The 16419-nt window shown below is 37.2% G+C and carries 8 protein-coding genes; 3 read left to right on the forward strand and 5 right to left on the reverse strand.

Features of this window, described 5'->3' with window-relative positions:
- The first annotated feature begins 15 nt into the window (after nt 1-15).
- The 3 genes from pth to RsY01_RS07720 are packed head-to-tail and all read left to right on the forward strand — an operon-like array spanning nt 16 to nt 5526.
- On the forward strand, nt 16-585 hold the full coding sequence (pth, locus tag RsY01_RS07710; protein WP_094784980.1) for an aminoacyl-tRNA hydrolase: 570 nt from the start codon (nt 16-18) through the stop codon (nt 583-585).
- Nucleotides 582-4082, forward strand: a complete 3501-nt coding sequence (mfd, locus tag RsY01_RS07715) for a transcription-repair coupling factor (protein ID WP_094784981.1) — start codon at nt 582-584, stop codon at nt 4080-4082. Before pth ends, mfd begins: the two co-directional genes overlap by 4 nt.
- Nucleotides 4051-5526, forward strand: a complete 1476-nt coding sequence (locus tag RsY01_RS07720; protein WP_094784982.1) for an oligosaccharide flippase family protein — start codon at nt 4051-4053, stop codon at nt 5524-5526. The genes mfd and RsY01_RS07720 overlap by 32 nt, the downstream gene beginning before the upstream one ends.
- 48 nt (nt 5527-5574) lie before the next feature.
- Here RsY01_RS07720 and addA read toward each other — a convergent pair whose 3' ends face one another.
- From addA to RsY01_RS07745, 5 genes are all read right to left on the reverse strand, one after another.
- Nucleotides 5575-9228 (reverse strand): helicase-exonuclease AddAB subunit AddA, encoded by a 3654-nt coding sequence (gene addA, locus RsY01_RS07725; protein ID WP_094784983.1) that lies wholly within the window; start codon nt 9226-9228, stop codon nt 5575-5577.
- Nucleotides 9212-12556 carry an ATP-dependent nuclease subunit B gene (gene rexB / locus RsY01_RS07730; RefSeq protein WP_094784984.1) on the reverse strand — a complete coding sequence of 1115 codons (3345 nt, stop codon included), beginning with the start codon at nt 12554-12556 and terminating at the stop codon, nt 9212-9214. The genes addA and rexB overlap by 17 nt, the downstream gene beginning before the upstream one ends.
- A gap of 66 nt (nt 12557-12622) precedes the next feature.
- Nucleotides 12623-13765, reverse strand: coding sequence for a DNA polymerase III subunit beta (gene dnaN, locus RsY01_RS07735; protein ID WP_094784985.1), 1143 nt, complete (start codon nt 13763-13765; stop codon nt 12623-12625).
- A gap of 169 nt (nt 13766-13934) precedes the next feature.
- Nucleotides 13935-15305, reverse strand: coding sequence for a chromosomal replication initiator protein DnaA (dnaA, locus tag RsY01_RS07740; protein ID WP_094784986.1), 1371 nt, complete (start codon nt 15303-15305; stop codon nt 13935-13937).
- Nucleotides 15306-15614: 309 nt separating this feature from the next.
- Nucleotides 15615-16373, reverse strand: a complete 759-nt coding sequence (locus RsY01_RS07745) for a ParB/RepB/Spo0J family partition protein (protein WP_094784987.1) — start codon at nt 16371-16373, stop codon at nt 15615-15617.
- Nucleotides 16374-16419: the final 46 nt, after the last annotated feature.

Below are 16419 nucleotides of genomic sequence, written 5' to 3' on the forward strand. Positions count from 1 at the left end.
AAAAGGAGTGTCAACATGGTAAAAATGATAGTGGGATTGGGAAACCCTGGTGATAAATACGCCCACACCAAACATAATATTGGTTTTGATGTTTTAGATGTTATCGCTGAACGCTTAAACCTCACTTTCAAACGTGACAAAACATTCATAGCAGATACTGCAGCTGATTTTGTCAACGGCGAAAAGATCATCCTCGTTAAACCTGTAACCTTTATGAATGAATCAGGCAAGGCTGTTAAACCACTTTTAGCTTATAATGGTCTCATATCAGATGATTTAGTTGTCATTTATGATGATCTTGATATGGCGGTAGGAAAATTGCGACTTCGTCAAAAAGGTTCCGCCGGTGGACATAATGGCATCAAATCAATCATTGCGCATCTCGGTAGTCAAGAATTTAAGCGCGTCAAAGTTGGCATTGGCAGACCGAAACATGGGATGTCTGTCGTCAATCATGTATTAGGTCGATTTGATCAAGAAGATGCGGCTGATGCTGAACTTGGTATTGTGCGCGCAGCAGATGCTGTTGAAACTTTCATTGAAAATCATGATTTTAACCAGACAGGAAACCAATTTAACGGATGAAACTAACAGATTTACTTGCCAATAATCATGCATTAACACAATGGCAACGTGGCCTAAACCAACATACACGTACCTTATTCACAGGTATTCAAGGCACGATCAAAACGCTTTTAATGGCAACAGCTTTTGACAATCAGCCTGATAAATATATCATCATCACAGATAGTCAATATCATGCCAGTGAACTTTATAGTGATTTATCAGAATTTGTTGGTGAAGCTAACGTTTTTCAATATTTTTCTGATGATAATATTTTTGCTGAATATGCCATTGCCAGTAAAGAACGTTTGGCTTATCGCTTAGATGCGCTTTCTTTTTTACAAGACAAAGACGCAGATGGTTTTCTAATCATTCCGATTTTTGCTTTACGCAATTTACTACCTGATCCAGCCGTTTTTAAAACCTTTAATCTGCTTTTTACAGTTGGTCAAGAAATGGCTAGTGAGGGACTTGTCAATCAGTTGTCAAGCATTGGTTTTGAAAAAACGCAACGTGTCATGAGCCCAGGAGAGTTCTCTAAACGAGGCGATATTCTAGATATTTACCCATTAGATGCTGAAAATCCGCTTCGAATTGAGTTTTTTGGTGACGAAATTGATGGTATCAGATATTTTGATGTTGAGAGTCAACGTTCTTTACAAGAACTTGATACCGTTACAATCAAGCCATCCTCAGATTTCATTTTAAGTGCTGCAGACTTTGAACGTGGTGTCAACTACTTGTCAAGTTTGACTGATTTGGATGACAACTTAACTTCTTACTTAGCTGAAATTATTGGCGCAGCTAAACATCACAATTACCATGCTGATCTCAGAAAATTTAGTGAATTTTTCTATGCCCAACAATGGACATTACTAGATTACTTACCGAAACATACACCGATTTTCATTGATGATTTTCAGAAAATCAATGAAATGGACCATAAAATCACGCAAGAAACCGCGGAATTTATCCTATCTGAAAAATTACTCAACCGTTCTATTGATGGCATGCATTATCTAGCAGATAATAGTCATCAACTGAGAACCTATAAACCGGCAACTTATTTCTCTAATTTCCAAAAAGGCTTAGGTAATCTCAAATTTGATCTCTTACATAATTTTAATCAACATAGTATGCCGGCATTTTTTGGTCAAATGCCTTTACTTGAAGTTGAATTAACCCATTTCATCAAAAGGGATTATACTGTCATTCTTGCGATTTCAAAAGAAAAAGAAGCGAAGTTGACAAGTAGTTTACAAGATGTTGATGTCAATTTTACATTGACACTGGCTGATCAGCTGCAATCAAACGTTGTCAATATTGTCAATCTAAACTTGACAAATGGTTTCAACTTACTGGATGAAAAAATCGCAGTCATTACTGAAACTGAGATTTTTGGGAAAACAAAAAAACGTCGAACGAAGCGGCTTAATATTACCAATGCTGAACGTTTACAAGACTACAACGAATTAGAAGTCGGCGATTATGTTGTTCACCAAACCCATGGGATTGGGAAATATCTTGGCTTAGAAACGATTGAAATCTCTGGTATTCATCGTGATTATCTGACCATTCAATATCAAAATAATGACACCATTTCTATTCCTGTAGATCAAGTTGAACTGCTGACCAAATATACCGCAGGAGAGGGTAAACCACCCAAAATCAATAAGCTCAATGATGGCCGTTGGAAACGAACTGTCAAGTCTGTCAGCAAACAAATCGAAGATATTTCAGAAGATTTGATTAAACTCTATGCGGCTCGTGAAAGTCAACGTGGCTTTGCTTTTTCACCTGACGATGACAATCAACATGAATTTGATGAGGCATTCGCCTACACTGAAACTGATGATCAGCTTCGCTCAGTAGTTGAAATCAAAAAAGATATGGAACGTGAACGCCCGATGGACCGCTTGTTAGTTGGGGATGTTGGCTTCGGTAAAACGGAAGTGGCCATGCGCGCTGCCTTTAAGGCCATCAATGACCATAAACAAGTCGCTATTTTAGTGCCGACAACGGTGCTAGCTGAACAGCATTATAATAATTTTCGAGAACGCTTTAATGACTTCGGGGTCAATATTGCGGTCATGTCAAGGTTTCAAACTAAAAAAGAACAAGCTGATATTTTAGAAAAACTTAAAAAAGATCGGATTGACTTAGTCATTGGCACGCATCGCTTGCTATCAAAAGATGTCATGTTCTTTGATCTCGGCTTGATGATTATAGATGAAGAGCAACGTTTCGGGGTCAAGCATAAGGAACGTTTAAAAGAGTTGAAAACACAAGTAGATGTTTTAACTTTAACTGCGACACCCATCCCTCGAACACTCCATATGTCTATGATGGGGATACGTGATTTGTCTGTCATTGAAACACCACCAACCAATCGCTATCCCGTGCAGACTTATGTTATGGAAACGAACTATAGTGTGCTTCGGGATGCTGTTTTACGCGAAATATCTCGTGGCGGACAAGTCTTCTACGTTTACAATCGCGTTGACACCATTGAACAAAAAGTTTCTCAAATTTCAGAACTCATTCCTGAAGCACGGGTCGGCTATATTCATGGCCAACTTAGTGAAGTGCAACTTGAAAATACCCTCCTTGACTTCATCAATGGCGACTACGATGTGCTAGTCGCAACGACCATCATAGAAACGGGTGTGGATATTCCCAATGCCAATACCCTATTTGTTGAAAATGCGGATCATATGGGCTTATCTCAGCTCTATCAACTTCGTGGTCGAGTTGGGCGCTCCAATCGTGTTGCCTATGCCTATTTCACTTATCAACCAGAAAAATCGTTATCAGATGTCTCTGAAAAACGCCTTGATGCGATCAAAGGCTTTACAGAATTAGGATCAGGTTTTAAGATTGCAATGCGAGATTTATCAATTCGAGGTGCTGGTAATCTTTTAGGTGCTGAACAATCTGGTTTTATTGATTCTATTGGCTTCGACTTATACTCACAGTTGCTAGAAGAAGCTGTCAATAAACGTTTAGGTAAATCGAAAGGCCCACGAAAAGCCAATACTGAAATTAATCTTGAAATTGATGCTTTTTTACCGTCAGATTACATTTCGGATCAACGTCAAAAAATTGAAATCTATAAACGGATTCGTGAAATTGAAAGTCGGACTTACTACCAAGATTTACAGGATGAGTTGATTGATAGATTTGGAGAATATCCGGACACTGTGGCTTATCTGCTTGAAATCGGCTTATTAAAATATTTTGCTGATCATGCATTCGTTGATAAGATTGACAAGCAATTGTCAACGATTGTTTACACGATGAGTAAAGCTGCAGCTCATCTATTTATGCCACAAGATTATTTTGACGCCTTATCCAAAACACAGCTTAAGGCAAAAATTGGCGAAACAGCTGGTCAAATGGTCATTCGATTTGATATTAGAAAATTACCAGCAGCCACCTACTTGTCAGAAATGATGGTCTTTACTGAACGTTTGAGTGCGATTAGAGATGAGAAAACCAATGAAAAAACTGGCGATTAAAAGTTTCAAAGGAGCGAGTATCCTAGCACTTGCAGGATTTCTATCTAAAATTCTCGCGGCACTTTACCGCTTCCCCTATCAAAACTTAGTTGGCGATCAAGGCTTCTATGCTTTCCAACAAGTCTACCCGTTTTATTCTATCATCACGACACTCTCATTAATTGCCTTGCCTAATTTTTTGTCAAGTCTCATTCATGCTTCTGAACAACCCAAAGAAGAAACACATCAATTTTTTCAACTTTCTCTTATTCTGTCTATCTTGAGTTTTATCCTTCTGTCACTCTTGTGTCAACCTATTGCGAGATTAATGGGACAAGAAAAATTAGCAGGTCCCTTACTAATGGCTTGTTTGCCACTTTTATTAGTCCCTTTCCTATCTTTATATCGTGGTCGAGCGCAAGCGAAACAAGATATGGTAACAACTGCCACCTCCCAAGTCATTGAACAATTAGTACGTGTTGTCCTAATTATCTGTGCGGCACTGATGTTTACACGTTTATCAACCAATGTTTATACCATTTCTTTCTTAGCCATGCTTGGCTCCTTTATTGGCGGACTTGTTGCACTTATCTACTTGATGATTTCTAGTCCTTTTAAGTTTCAAGGTTTGTTTACAAACTTGACAGCTTTAAAACCTAAAGGTCAAATTATTCAAAAATTTGGCCTATCTTCCCTTGTCTTTACTTTCTTCATGGTTTACATGCTGATTTTACAAATGATTGATGTCTTCTTTGTGAAAAATGCTTTGATGTATTTACCTCAAATCAAAACCTCTAATCAGGCAGAAATTTTAAAGGGCATTTATGATCGGGGACAACCTTTTTTACAATTGGGTTTGGTGTTCACAACCTCTATTTTGACTGATAGTCTACCGAAGCTGACGAAAGCTGGACGAATTTCCAAGAAAATTTGGAACAATGTGACTTATTTAGCCATCGCTTTAACCGTTGGTCTTGTCATCTTACTCCCAGAAATGAACGATGTTCTCTTTAAAAGTCATGAGCATGTCCTAAGTTTACAGATTTTCGTGTGTCAGATCCCTATCATTTCAATGATCCAACTTTATCATCATGACCTATTTCTGGCGGGTAAAAATAAAGTATCGGGTTTGATTTTATTAAGTGGGTTAGGATTTAAAGTACTGAGTGTTTATCCGCTAACGGTGTTGCATGGCTTGAACGGTGCTGCACTCTCTAGTCTCATCAGCTTAATCCTCGTTCTCATTTTTTACAGCCTTTACAGCAAAAAATTTCCGAGACAACTCTATCATCTTAGGTTTTGGTTAGCAATTTTGTTGATGGTTGCTGTCGTCATGATAGGAAATCACTTCTTTATCGTAAATGGACGGAGCCTCAAGCTTTTGAAACTGATGATTTTAAGTGGCTTAGGTGCAACAACTTTTTTCAAAGTCTTTCGGATGAAACCAAAAGATTTCTTAAATTAAAAAGCACAGGCTTACCTCAACATTAATGTTGAAGTGAGCTTGTGTTTTTTAGAGTTGTTCGATATAAACTTTGTCTGGCCCCCCCAGTAAAATCAAGTATTGCTCAATCTTTACTGGCTGAAAGGCAGTTGTCAGACTTTCTGCATACAGCTCCATCTGCATCTGATAACGCGCTTTAATTTGAGGAATTTCCTCTAAATTTTTGAAATGGTCTGTTTTATAATCAAACAGGATGATTTTATCAGCTAACTTGATAAAACCATCAATAATCCCCCGAATCACATACTGTTCACCGGAAGTTTTGTCTGTTTTTAACATTGAAAAAGGTGCTTCTCGGGTCATTGACTGATAGTTTGCAACCATCATTTGGCCAAAATCAGTTTCAAATAAACTTAAAATCTGGTCTATCTTGATTTTTTGCTTGACTTCATCCCGAACTGCTAGTGTTTGAATGGTTTGGCTTAATGTTTCACGTGTAACATTTGAAAAATCAAGTGACTGCATTAAGTCATGCACAGCAGAGCCTAATTCTGTCGGTGATACTTTCTTGTCTGTTTTTATAAAGTCAAACTGAGAGTATTTTTGGTGTTGACTAACCACCACGTCCTGTTCTGAAATCAAGTGTTCATAGCGTTTCTTGATTTGGCTAGGCGTTTGAATGGTCGGTAACTGGATACCAGCTGCATATTTGTCATTTAAACTATCAGCAGAATCCAAAATCTGTTTGGCTAATCTAACCTCTTCAATTGTCTCCATTGCGCCATCATAATGTTTTGATTCGGCTAATAAGGTTTCAAAAGAGCGATGTCTTTTTGGATCACTAGGCATCATGTCTTGTAAATCAGCATCCTCAATCACACGGACATTAAGATTCAATGCTTTTTTCACAGTCATCGCCTGATAAATTCCCAATAGCCAATTCAGATAGCCTTGACTAGATTGTCTAATCGTATCATCTAAAATGCCCTTGTTGTCAAAAGTCGCAGATTGATAAGCGATAAACTGATTATCTTCATCTAATTTTGCCACATCTAGTTTACCCACCATGTAAACCTTTTTGACAGCTCGTGTCAAGGCAACATAAAGCATCCGCATCTCCTCAGCTAAGGCTTGATACTCCTTTTCTAAGGCATTTGCTATCTGCGGTAAAGTTGTCATCTTGACCATGGCATAAGGAAACTCAGTCTCGATTTCTTGTTTAAAATCAGCTACAAAACTAATCCCTGCACCATTTTTTCTGGATAAAATTAAATCGCTCGTTAAATCTTTGGTATTGAATTTTTTATTGACATGCAAAATAAAAACATAAGGAAACTCTAAGCCTTTTGATTTATGAATGGTCATGACACGAACCGCATTGCTCGGTAAAGCAATGTTGACAGCAGCTAAATCATTTTGACTGGCCATAAAGCTGTCAATCATTTTAATAAACTGGAAAAGTCCTTTATAACCAGATGATTCATAGGCAGCGGCACGATCCGCTAATGCTGCTAAATTAGCCTGGCGTTGTTGGCCATTTTTCATGCCACCGACATAGTCATAATAATGGGTATCCCGATAGATTTCCCAAATCAAGCTGTGTAAACTTTCCTGATGGGCAAGTTGACACCATTTGCTAAAAAGGTTTTCAAAATGTTGTAGTTTTGCAGACAGCGGACTGTCAATCAAGTCTGGTTTCAGGCCATTTCTCTGGTAGGCTTTTTGATATTTATCATAGAAATTGACATCATTTGACGCCTGCAAACTGATAATCGCCAAATCATTTTCACTAAAATTGAATAAAGGTGATTTGAGAAGAGCGACAAATGAGACATCAAACAGAGGATTATCAATAGCTCTTAGTACATCTAACATGACTAAGACTTCCATTGACTGCAAGTAATTCATTTTTCCTTCATCCAGAACTACGGGTATATCAAAAGACTGCAACACACGTTCAATTTCAGCATTATTTGTTTTGCTTCTAACCAAAATCACGATATCTTTTGGTTGCACTCCTTGACGCATGAGTTGACGAATAGCCTGTGCTGTCAAGACTAATTCATCTGTTGACACCGCATCCTCTGTTTCTGGTATCGTATTTTTTTCATCCTTATAAATCAGAAGTTCCGCTGTCAGCTCAGGAGAAGTCTCTTGAGCTAACTTAGGATTGCCAACAACCAACTTTTCTTCAGGACCATAGATCATTTCCCCAATATTTTTATCCATCAAATGTTCAAAAATCTGATTGGTAAAGTTAATCACTTCTGGATATGATCGAAAATTTTCCTTCAGTCGGATGAGTTTACCGTCAGCATTAGGTTGCTGATAGGCTTCATATTTACTCATGAAAAGAGAAGGATCTGCTAATCGAAAACCATAAATGGATTGTTTGACATCTCCTACCATGAAACAGTTGTGGCCGTTAGAGAGCAGTCGCAACATGGCTTCTTGCAGATGATTGGTATCTTGGTACTCATCAACCATGACCTCAAAATATTGGGTCTGATAGACTTTCCGCAGTACCTCGTTTTCCTGTAAAATCTCAATCGTTAGATGCGTGACATCAGCATATTCAAGACAGGCGTTTTTGAGTTTATAAGCATGATAACGCTGATAAAAAGCCAAAGCAACACGCTGTAAATCATGTGTCAACTCACTTGCTAAATCATGATATTTCTCTATTGTTTCTTGATGCTTAATCGCTTCTATAAACTGATCTAGGCGTGCTTTATTTGCAGCAATCAGCGTTTTTAAACTCAGCTTTTGTGCTTCAAGTGCTTCATCACGATTATCTTTATTATTGGCATTGGGTACAAACTGAAATTTCATCTGACGATAAAAGTCAGCAAATTTTTGAAATTCTTTCTGATTTAAACAGTCATGTAAATACTCATAGTTTGCTAAAAATTCTGCCGTATTGTCAATCTTTGCTTTGCCTGTAATCACACCAGAAGCTAAATTCTCCTCAAGCACTCTATATATATCGTGCAAACTTTTTTGTAAACCGTTTGTAAATGTATCTGGTAGATCTGTAAACTTTTGATAGATTGAAAAACCATTCAAAAAATCATTTTCGAGCCAATCAATTGGATTTTCCAAACTATCTGCAAAGGTATTGATTTGATTCAATACCAGATAAAAAGCATCAATTTTACGATCTGTGGAAAAATTATTCATAACTTGAGTAAAGCGGTCTTGACTAATAAGACCTTGATCAGATAAATGCTCTTCAACTAGCTGTTCAAAAATCTCTCGCTTGATAACTTCCTGTTCCGTGCTATCTACTAATAACCTAAAAGTTGGATCTAGATTTTTGAAATAAAAATTTTCTTTCAGAAACTTGAGCGTAAAGCTATCCATTGTCCCAATATCAGCAGTTGACAAGTCCTGTAAAGCAGTTGTCAAGAGTTGAATTTTATCAAAAGATGTTTCATTAGCACGTGTTGCTCTAATTTTTTTATCTAATCGTTGCTTTAATTCTGCCGCTGCTTTATTGGTAAAAGTTGAAATGAACAAGTTTTTGACTGAGACACCATTCAAAATCAAATTGATAATTCGTTCGGTCATGACAAATGTTTTGCCCGAACCAGCAGAAGCAGAGACTAAAATATTAGTACCTGTTCGATAAATCGCTTCTATTTGTTCAGATGTTTTGGGCATTTCTTTGCCAATTTCAGACTTTTGCAATAAGGCAATTTCTTGATCAGTGAGTTGTCGCATGTTCTTTTCCTCCTGTCAGCAAAGATGCTCTAATGTCTTCTTTGGATTTCAGATTGACTTTCCGACCTGATGGTAAATGAAGATCTGCCTCAAAGCCACAAATTGATTTAAACTGACAAAATTGACACCCTTTGGCATGATGTTTCACGACAACAGGATTAATCTCAATCTTTCCTGATAATATCTTCTGACCTGCTTCCTGATACAGCGTTTCATTATGCCTCATCAGAGCAGATATTTCTGGTTCACTATAAAAGTTGGCATTATTTTTATAAGGCAAGCCTTCTTTGGTAAACTGGCCTAGATTAAAAAGATGATCAAAATTTTCCTTCAAATGACTCGCTAAGTCCACATTAAAGAAGCCTGTATAGCGCATTTTGTTTTTGAGCGTATCAGAGATGTCAGAGATTTGATTGACCGACTTGAGGGCAATCGTCGGATTTTGTAGGTGTAAATAGAGTGCACCCCAAATCGTTTGGGAGGTGCCAAATTGTTTCGCATTCTGACGTAAAATATCCAAATAAGTTAAAAACTGTAAACTTGTGCCATCATAGGCTGACTGTAACTCAAACTTTTTATCGCCGGACTTATAATCAACAGCACCTAAAGTTTCGAAAATACGATCGACGCGGTCAATCATACCACGTAAGTTTAACTTTTTGTTATCTTGTAAATCAACTTGATAGGTTTGAAGTCCAGCTTGATCAAAGCCAAAAGCTTGTTCAAAGGCTAGTGATTGAATACCAGTATTCTCTAACGTCTGTTTGAGCATGGTTGATGTTTGCCTGATAATGTCTTGCAGTCTAGACCAAGTATAACGACTTGTGGCATCACGTGTAAAAAATTCAAGATATTTACTGTCAACTTCTTGTAAAGATTGTGTCAATATATCATCAAAAGCTGCTGCCTCTACCTGACTTGATTGCATCACATTTTCAAAAACTTCATGGAAATAAGAACCTGAAATACGAGAATCTAAATCAATCTTTTCAAATGCTTTAATATGTAGGGTGTTATTGATAAAGTACTGATACTCACAATTATAAAAATTTTCAAAACTTGATACAGAAGCATTTAGATCTGATGGATAGAGTGCCGTTATCACTGATGGCTTAAGCTGTCTTTCTTCTAACTGATCTGTCATCACTGCTGATAAAATATGTTGATAGTCAGGATTTTTAGACATGATTCTAAATAGACTCAGCCAAAATGACGTATTATTAATCATTTCTTTTGACTCTTCCCTTGACATCAGTAACCGTTCAATTTGACCTAGGTTAGCTAATAAACCATCATAGTTACCAATTTGTGACATCGTGTCAACTAGATTGACACCTTGCTTATTGAGAGGTGTAACGCCTCTGTCAATGATAAATTGTAAAAACTGTGACAACTCACTTTGTTCATTACTATAGATTTCTGGCGTTGACAAGACTAATTTCTTATTAGCTGCATTAAATAATTGTAAAGCTGTAAAGCTATTTTTTTTATAGTTGATAAAATTTGGTTCGTCTATATATTTTAGATAGTCTAGATCAGCATCATGCAATGTTTGATTGAGTTTTGCCCGTTCTTCATCAGAGATAAGACTTGTATTTTGATGACTTTTTGGAAAATTGGATTGGGTTAAACCAATTGCAAACACATAGTCAGCCGTATGTGGTTCAACGAGTTCATAAGATTTAACTTGAACAACATCAACATTAGCTGGTACAAGTCGATACGCAGCATTTTTTATTCCTGCTTCAATAATCTCTAAAAATTCCTGAATAGATAATTTTTCCAGACCAAATACAGCTGTAAATTCTTCCAAAACAGCCATCAATAATTTCCAAACTTCTAAATGTTCGGAAGCTTTTTCAAAGTTGCCAGCTGTTTCAGCATCAAAATAGAGCTGTTCAAGTTGCGCTTTAACTTGCCCCGTTTCCAAAAAAGTTTGAAATTTTTTAACCCAAGTCTGACCTTTTTGTGGTTGACTTCCTAATAAAACCTGCAGAGGAGAAGAAGAGCTGATTAAAGTCGACCTCACTTTTTCTGCCTTAATATCCTCAAATTCTTGAGCAAATTTAGTTCGTCCTCTTATATTTCGCTGTAAACTATAATTTTCAAACCTGTAAACATCTTGTAAACTTATTTGACTATCAGTGTAAAGCTCTGTTTTCAATAAATTCAAGACGTCATTAAGTTGATAATGGTTCGTTTTTATTTTTAATAAAGCTTCAACCAAGACAATTAAAGGATGATCTTTCATTGACTTTTCTTGTGCATAGAAAAATGGAATATCATAAGTCTTGAAGATTTCTGGTAACAAAATACGGTCTGATGCGACATCTCCTAGTAGAACCAAAATATCTTGATATTTCACACCTTCAAAGAGTAGCTGACGGATTTGTTTGGCAACATGTTCTATCTCTTCTTTATGGTTGACGACTTGCCAAATTTCTAAACCGTCATGTTTTTCTAATAACTCAGAATCTGATAGCGTAAAATCCGATGCCTTTTCCATTAATTTTGATAGATTTGTAAATGTATCGTCAATATGATTGACATCTTTGTAAATAACTATTAACTCATATTTCTGAGCTAGTGTCTGTACTAATGCAACTGATTGTTGATAAACATTCCCTTCAATAAAAGTAGCTGACATTGCTTTTTTAGAGGCATATATTCCAAATACAATCTCTGATACGCGACTAGATAACACATCAATCAAGGTCATTTCTTCTGCTGAAAAACGTGAGTAGCCCTCAATGATTAAAACATAGTCTTGTAACTCATGTGTCAATTCATCATTGACAAGGTTGTCAATGAAACCTTGGAGTTTGTTATCATTAGAAAAATGCCCTAATTGGTACTCAAATGCCTCAAATATCAACATCAATTCTTGATTTTTTTGACTATCAGCAGCTAATAGTAAGTCTTCAGGCTGCAAATTAGCGGTTGTTAACTCCTGATAGAGTGCAACTAACTGCGTGATAAAGCCTTGTTTATCACGCATAAAGCGATAGATGGGGATCTGATCATCAGAAAGTTGCTTCAAGGTTTGACGCATGAGCATGGCTAGACCAATGGGAGATAAGTTTTTTCGGCCATTGTCTTGATTTTTATCGAAATACCAAGGCAATTGTTTTAATCTGGTCACGGTTAAATCAAATAAAGCCCCATCTTGTCCAGCATTAAAACGCGTCAAAATCTCCTTTTCTTTTTCAAAAGAAAGAGATGATGGCACGATATAAAATATTTTTTTGCCGCTAGCGATGTGTTCACGCGCTTCATCAACCAAAAACTCAGTTAAATGCCCATAAATATCTGTGTGGATAACTTTCATAAAAAAATAAACCTCTCGGTCTATTATATCATGTTTGGCAAAGCTCTCATCAGATAGAACTATTGCTTAGTTAGTCCGGACTGGTGTGACCAATTGAACAAAATCAAGAGTATCGCTCTTAGGCACTAAGGTAAATGGTCGAACTGGTGAGATAAATCGGATACGAACTTCTGGTTCTTTGATGACTTTCAACGCATCAATCAGATATTGTGGATTGAAAGAAATCGTCAAATCATCACCAGATTTTGCTAATGGTGTAATTTCTTCATGAACCGATCCAACTTCTGGTGAATTAACAGTTGCGATAATTTGATCACCTGTAATGCTTAATTTAACAGTACCATTTGTCGTCGCGTTAGAGAGCAATTTAGCACGGTCCATGGTATGACGAAGGTTGGCAACGTCAAAGGTCAAATCAAGCGTATAGTCAGCATCAGAAGGGATCAGACGGTTGGTATCCGGATAGTTACCTTCAACGAGTCGGGTATAGAATGAAATCGTCTCATTGCGAATCAAAATTTGGTTGCTTGAGAAGAAGATGTCGAGTTCCGTATCATCGTCAGAAAAGACAGATTTAAAGCTATTTACGGATTTATTGGGTAACACCAAATCGAAATCTTCACTTAATTTGTCAAGGGTAATCACCCGTTGGCTCATGCGGTGTGAGTCAGTTGCGACTGATTTGAGGACTTTGTTATCCGTTAAAGTCAAATGAAGTCCTGTCAAAATCGGACGAGATTCTTGTGTCGAAACAGCGAAAGCCGTTTCTGTAAAGATGTCTTTTAAAACGCCAGCTTTAATTTTCAGTGGATTTTCAGCTGCCATCTCTTGAATGCGCGGATACATTTCAACATCCAAACCTTTGAGTGTGATTTCAGATTGACCTGATGTCAAAACGACTTGATTTTGTTCAATTTCTTTAAAATCAAAGGTCACCTCAGGCAAGTTATTCACAACACTTTCAAAAAAGCTAGCTTCTAGTAAAATGCTACCAGGTTCAGTAATCAACATCCCTGCATTTTCATCCTCTTTAGACAGAAAATTTTCGATTGAAATTTGACCATTTGAACCAGTTAAAGTAATGCCTTCAGTCGAGACATCAATTTTGATCTTAGATAAGGTTGGAATAGCAACTTTAGTTGAAATGGCTTGTTTGGTAATTCTCAAATTATTGAGAAAAGCAGTTTTGTTGATAGAAAAATTAATCATCGAGGCAACTCTTTCTTTTATTAGTTAATAAATATAGTTAGTAATAGTAATAGGGGCTGTGAATCGTGTGGATAAGTCTGGAAATACTTTAAACATCAACTTTAAAGCACTGTGGATAAAAAAGAATAAGCTGTGTATAAGTGTGAAGATTTTCCACATCCATTAGCACCTATTTCAAATGAGATTTAATCGTATCCATCTCTTTTTGGAGGTTGGTATCGGTTTTCATCTTGTCAGAAATCTGCTTGTGGGCATAAATGACCGTTGTATGATCACGACCACCAAATTCCTTACCAATCGCAGGCAGACTTTTGCCTGTAATCTCACGAATTAAGTACATGGCGATTTGTCGCGGATAGGCGATTTCTTTCGGGCGTTTTTTACTGACCATGTCAGCAACTGAAATCTTATAGAAATTGGCGACTTCTTCTTGGATTTTTTGAGAAGAAATATCTTTATCCTGGGTGATTTTAGTGGATTCTAAATTACTCAAGGCTTTGGCTGCTGTATCAATATCAATGGTGTCGATATGATAGGTATTAGCATAAAACTTGAGATTTTTTAGAGCGCCTTCTAAATCTCTGACATTGGAATCAATGCGACCTGCTATATAAGAGAGTGTTTCGGAAGGGACTTTTAAAGCTATTTCGTCAACTTTGTTAAGGAGAATTGCCATTCGGTCTTCGTAGTTTGGCGCTGTAATATCAGTGGTCAATCCCCAACTGAAACGAGATTTGAGTCGTTCTTCAAATTCATTGAGCTCATTCGGTGGTCGGTCACTAGAAATGACAATTTGTGCGCCTTTATCATGCAAGGTATTGAAGGTTTGGAAAAACTCGTTAATCGTGCCTTCTTTTTTAGCAAAAAATTGAATATCGTCTAGCAGAAGTAGATCCAATGTCCGATACTGGTCAGTAAACTCCTGCATTTGATTTTTGCGGGAACTCTGCACATAATCATTGACGAAATTTTCTGATGAGACATATTTGATACGGGCATCGGGTTTATCGTTTAGAATTTCATTGCCAATAGCATTCATCAAATGGGTTTTACCAAGTCCGGGACCACCATAGATAAAGAGGGGATTATACATGCCACCTGGATCATTGGCGACAGCAATGGCAGCGCCTAAAGTCATGCGGTTACCCTCACCTTGGACAAAATTTTGAAAGGTGTATTTATGATTCAGACCATTTTTGAGTTCTGAGGTGATAAATTGGCTCGTTTCCCGAACTTCAGACGTTTCTGCAAGTTTATCTGCATTTTCATAATCGGCAAGATTGATGTCGTCTGCTGAATAGAGGGAAAAGCTAATTTCGGCGCCAAATATTTCAAAACCAGCGGTTTTAATCAGATCTTCCTGTTTTTTCCAAAAATCTCTGTGCATGTTATTATCAAGATAAATCTTAGCATTATGATCGGTGATTTCAAGTAGTTTGGCTGGTTCAATGAAAAAGTCATAGGAGGCTTGGCCTAAATTATTTTGGGCAAGTGCTTTGACACGTGCCCAGAATGCTTGTTCTTTTTGTGTTAAAGACATTTGACTCCTTTCGATAAAAAATTGGTAGCTAAAAGAATTATATCATGTTGGCTGAAAGTTTTCCACAATTAATCAAAAATAAAAGGAAAAATCAACACGTGCATTAAAAATTATACACAGGGGTGTGGAAAATGTGGAAAAAATCGCCAATTTTGAATTTAATCACAGGTAAATTGCCTTAAAAATCGCGAAATAAACCTGTTTTTTAAAAGTTAATCACAGATGTGCAAAACTTATGCACAAGGTGTGATTTAAATTGTCTTGTGTATAACTTTGTTGGAAAAGAAAAATCCACAAATAGGCTGTGGATTACTTGTGGGTCAAAATGAGGAGAAGTCTGTTAAGCTCTTCGAGTGTGTCATAGGCGATTTCAATTTTTTGGGGTTTAATCGTCACTGGCTGACCTAAGGTTTTAGCGATGTCGGTTTCAGCTGATTTGATAAAAACATCTTTTGATTTGATAGTCCGTTCATCAGATTGTTTGGTCAATTGTTTTTCAAGTGCGCGAACAGAAAGCTGTTCTTGCTCAATGCGCTTCGCCCAGAATAGCTGTTCTTCTGGTGTTTTTAGACCGAGTAACAGTCGCGCGTGACCTTGGGAAATTTTTTGCGCTTCAATCAGTTCTAAAATGGGTTGCGGGAGATTTAAAATGCGGATGGCATTGGTCACATAAGGACGAGATTTCCCCAATTTTTCAGCGATTTGGCTGTGGGTCAGGCCTTGTTTGGTCACGAGATTTTGGAGACTTCGCGCTTCATCTAGAAGCGTCAAATCATCCCGTTGTAAATTTTCCAAAATGGCTAATGTCATCATCTCGTCATCTGTTAATTGACGGATGATGGCAGGAATTTCTGTTAGTCCTGCTAACTGGGAAGCTCTAAAACGGCGTTCCCCAGCCAAAATTTCGTAGCCGATAATCGGCGATTTTCTGACGATAATGGGTTGTAACACCCCATTTTCTTTGATAGAATCGCTAAGTTCTTGTAATTTTTTATCGTCAAAGACAATCCGTGGTTGATAGGGGTTTTTGACAAGATCTGACATTGAGAGCAGTTGAATAGTTTCCATAGTGCTATTTTACCATGTCTTACACTCATTTTGCGTGATTTTTGCT

This window comes from Pseudolactococcus reticulitermitis (genome assembly GCF_002260845.1).
In the GTDB taxonomy this organism is placed as follows: domain Bacteria; phylum Bacillota; class Bacilli; order Lactobacillales; family Streptococcaceae; genus Pseudolactococcus; species Pseudolactococcus reticulitermitis.

Coding starts and splice junctions, on each gene's coding strand:
- RsY01_RS07720 (WP_094784982.1), top strand. CDS start 4,051: ATGAGAAAACCAATGAAAAAACTGGCGATTAAAAGTTTCAAAGGAGCG.
- dnaA (WP_094784986.1), bottom strand. CDS start 15,305: ATGTCTTTAACACAAAAAGAACAAGCATTCTGGGCACGTGTCAAAGCA.
- pth (WP_094784980.1), top strand. CDS start 16: ATGGTAAAAATGATAGTGGGATTGGGAAACCCTGGTGATAAATACGCC.
- dnaN (WP_094784985.1), bottom strand. CDS start 13,765: ATGATTAATTTTTCTATCAACAAAACTGCTTTTCTCAATAATTTGAGA.
- rexB (WP_094784984.1), bottom strand. CDS start 12,556: ATGAAAGTTATCCACACAGATATTTATGGGCATTTAACTGAGTTTTTG.
- RsY01_RS07745 (WP_094784987.1), bottom strand. CDS start 16,373: ATGGAAACTATTCAACTGCTCTCAATGTCAGATCTTGTCAAAAACCCC.
- addA (WP_094784983.1), bottom strand. CDS start 9,228: ATGCGACAACTCACTGATCAAGAAATTGCCTTATTGCAAAAGTCTGAA.
- mfd (WP_094784981.1), top strand. CDS start 582: ATGAAACTAACAGATTTACTTGCCAATAATCATGCATTAACACAATGG.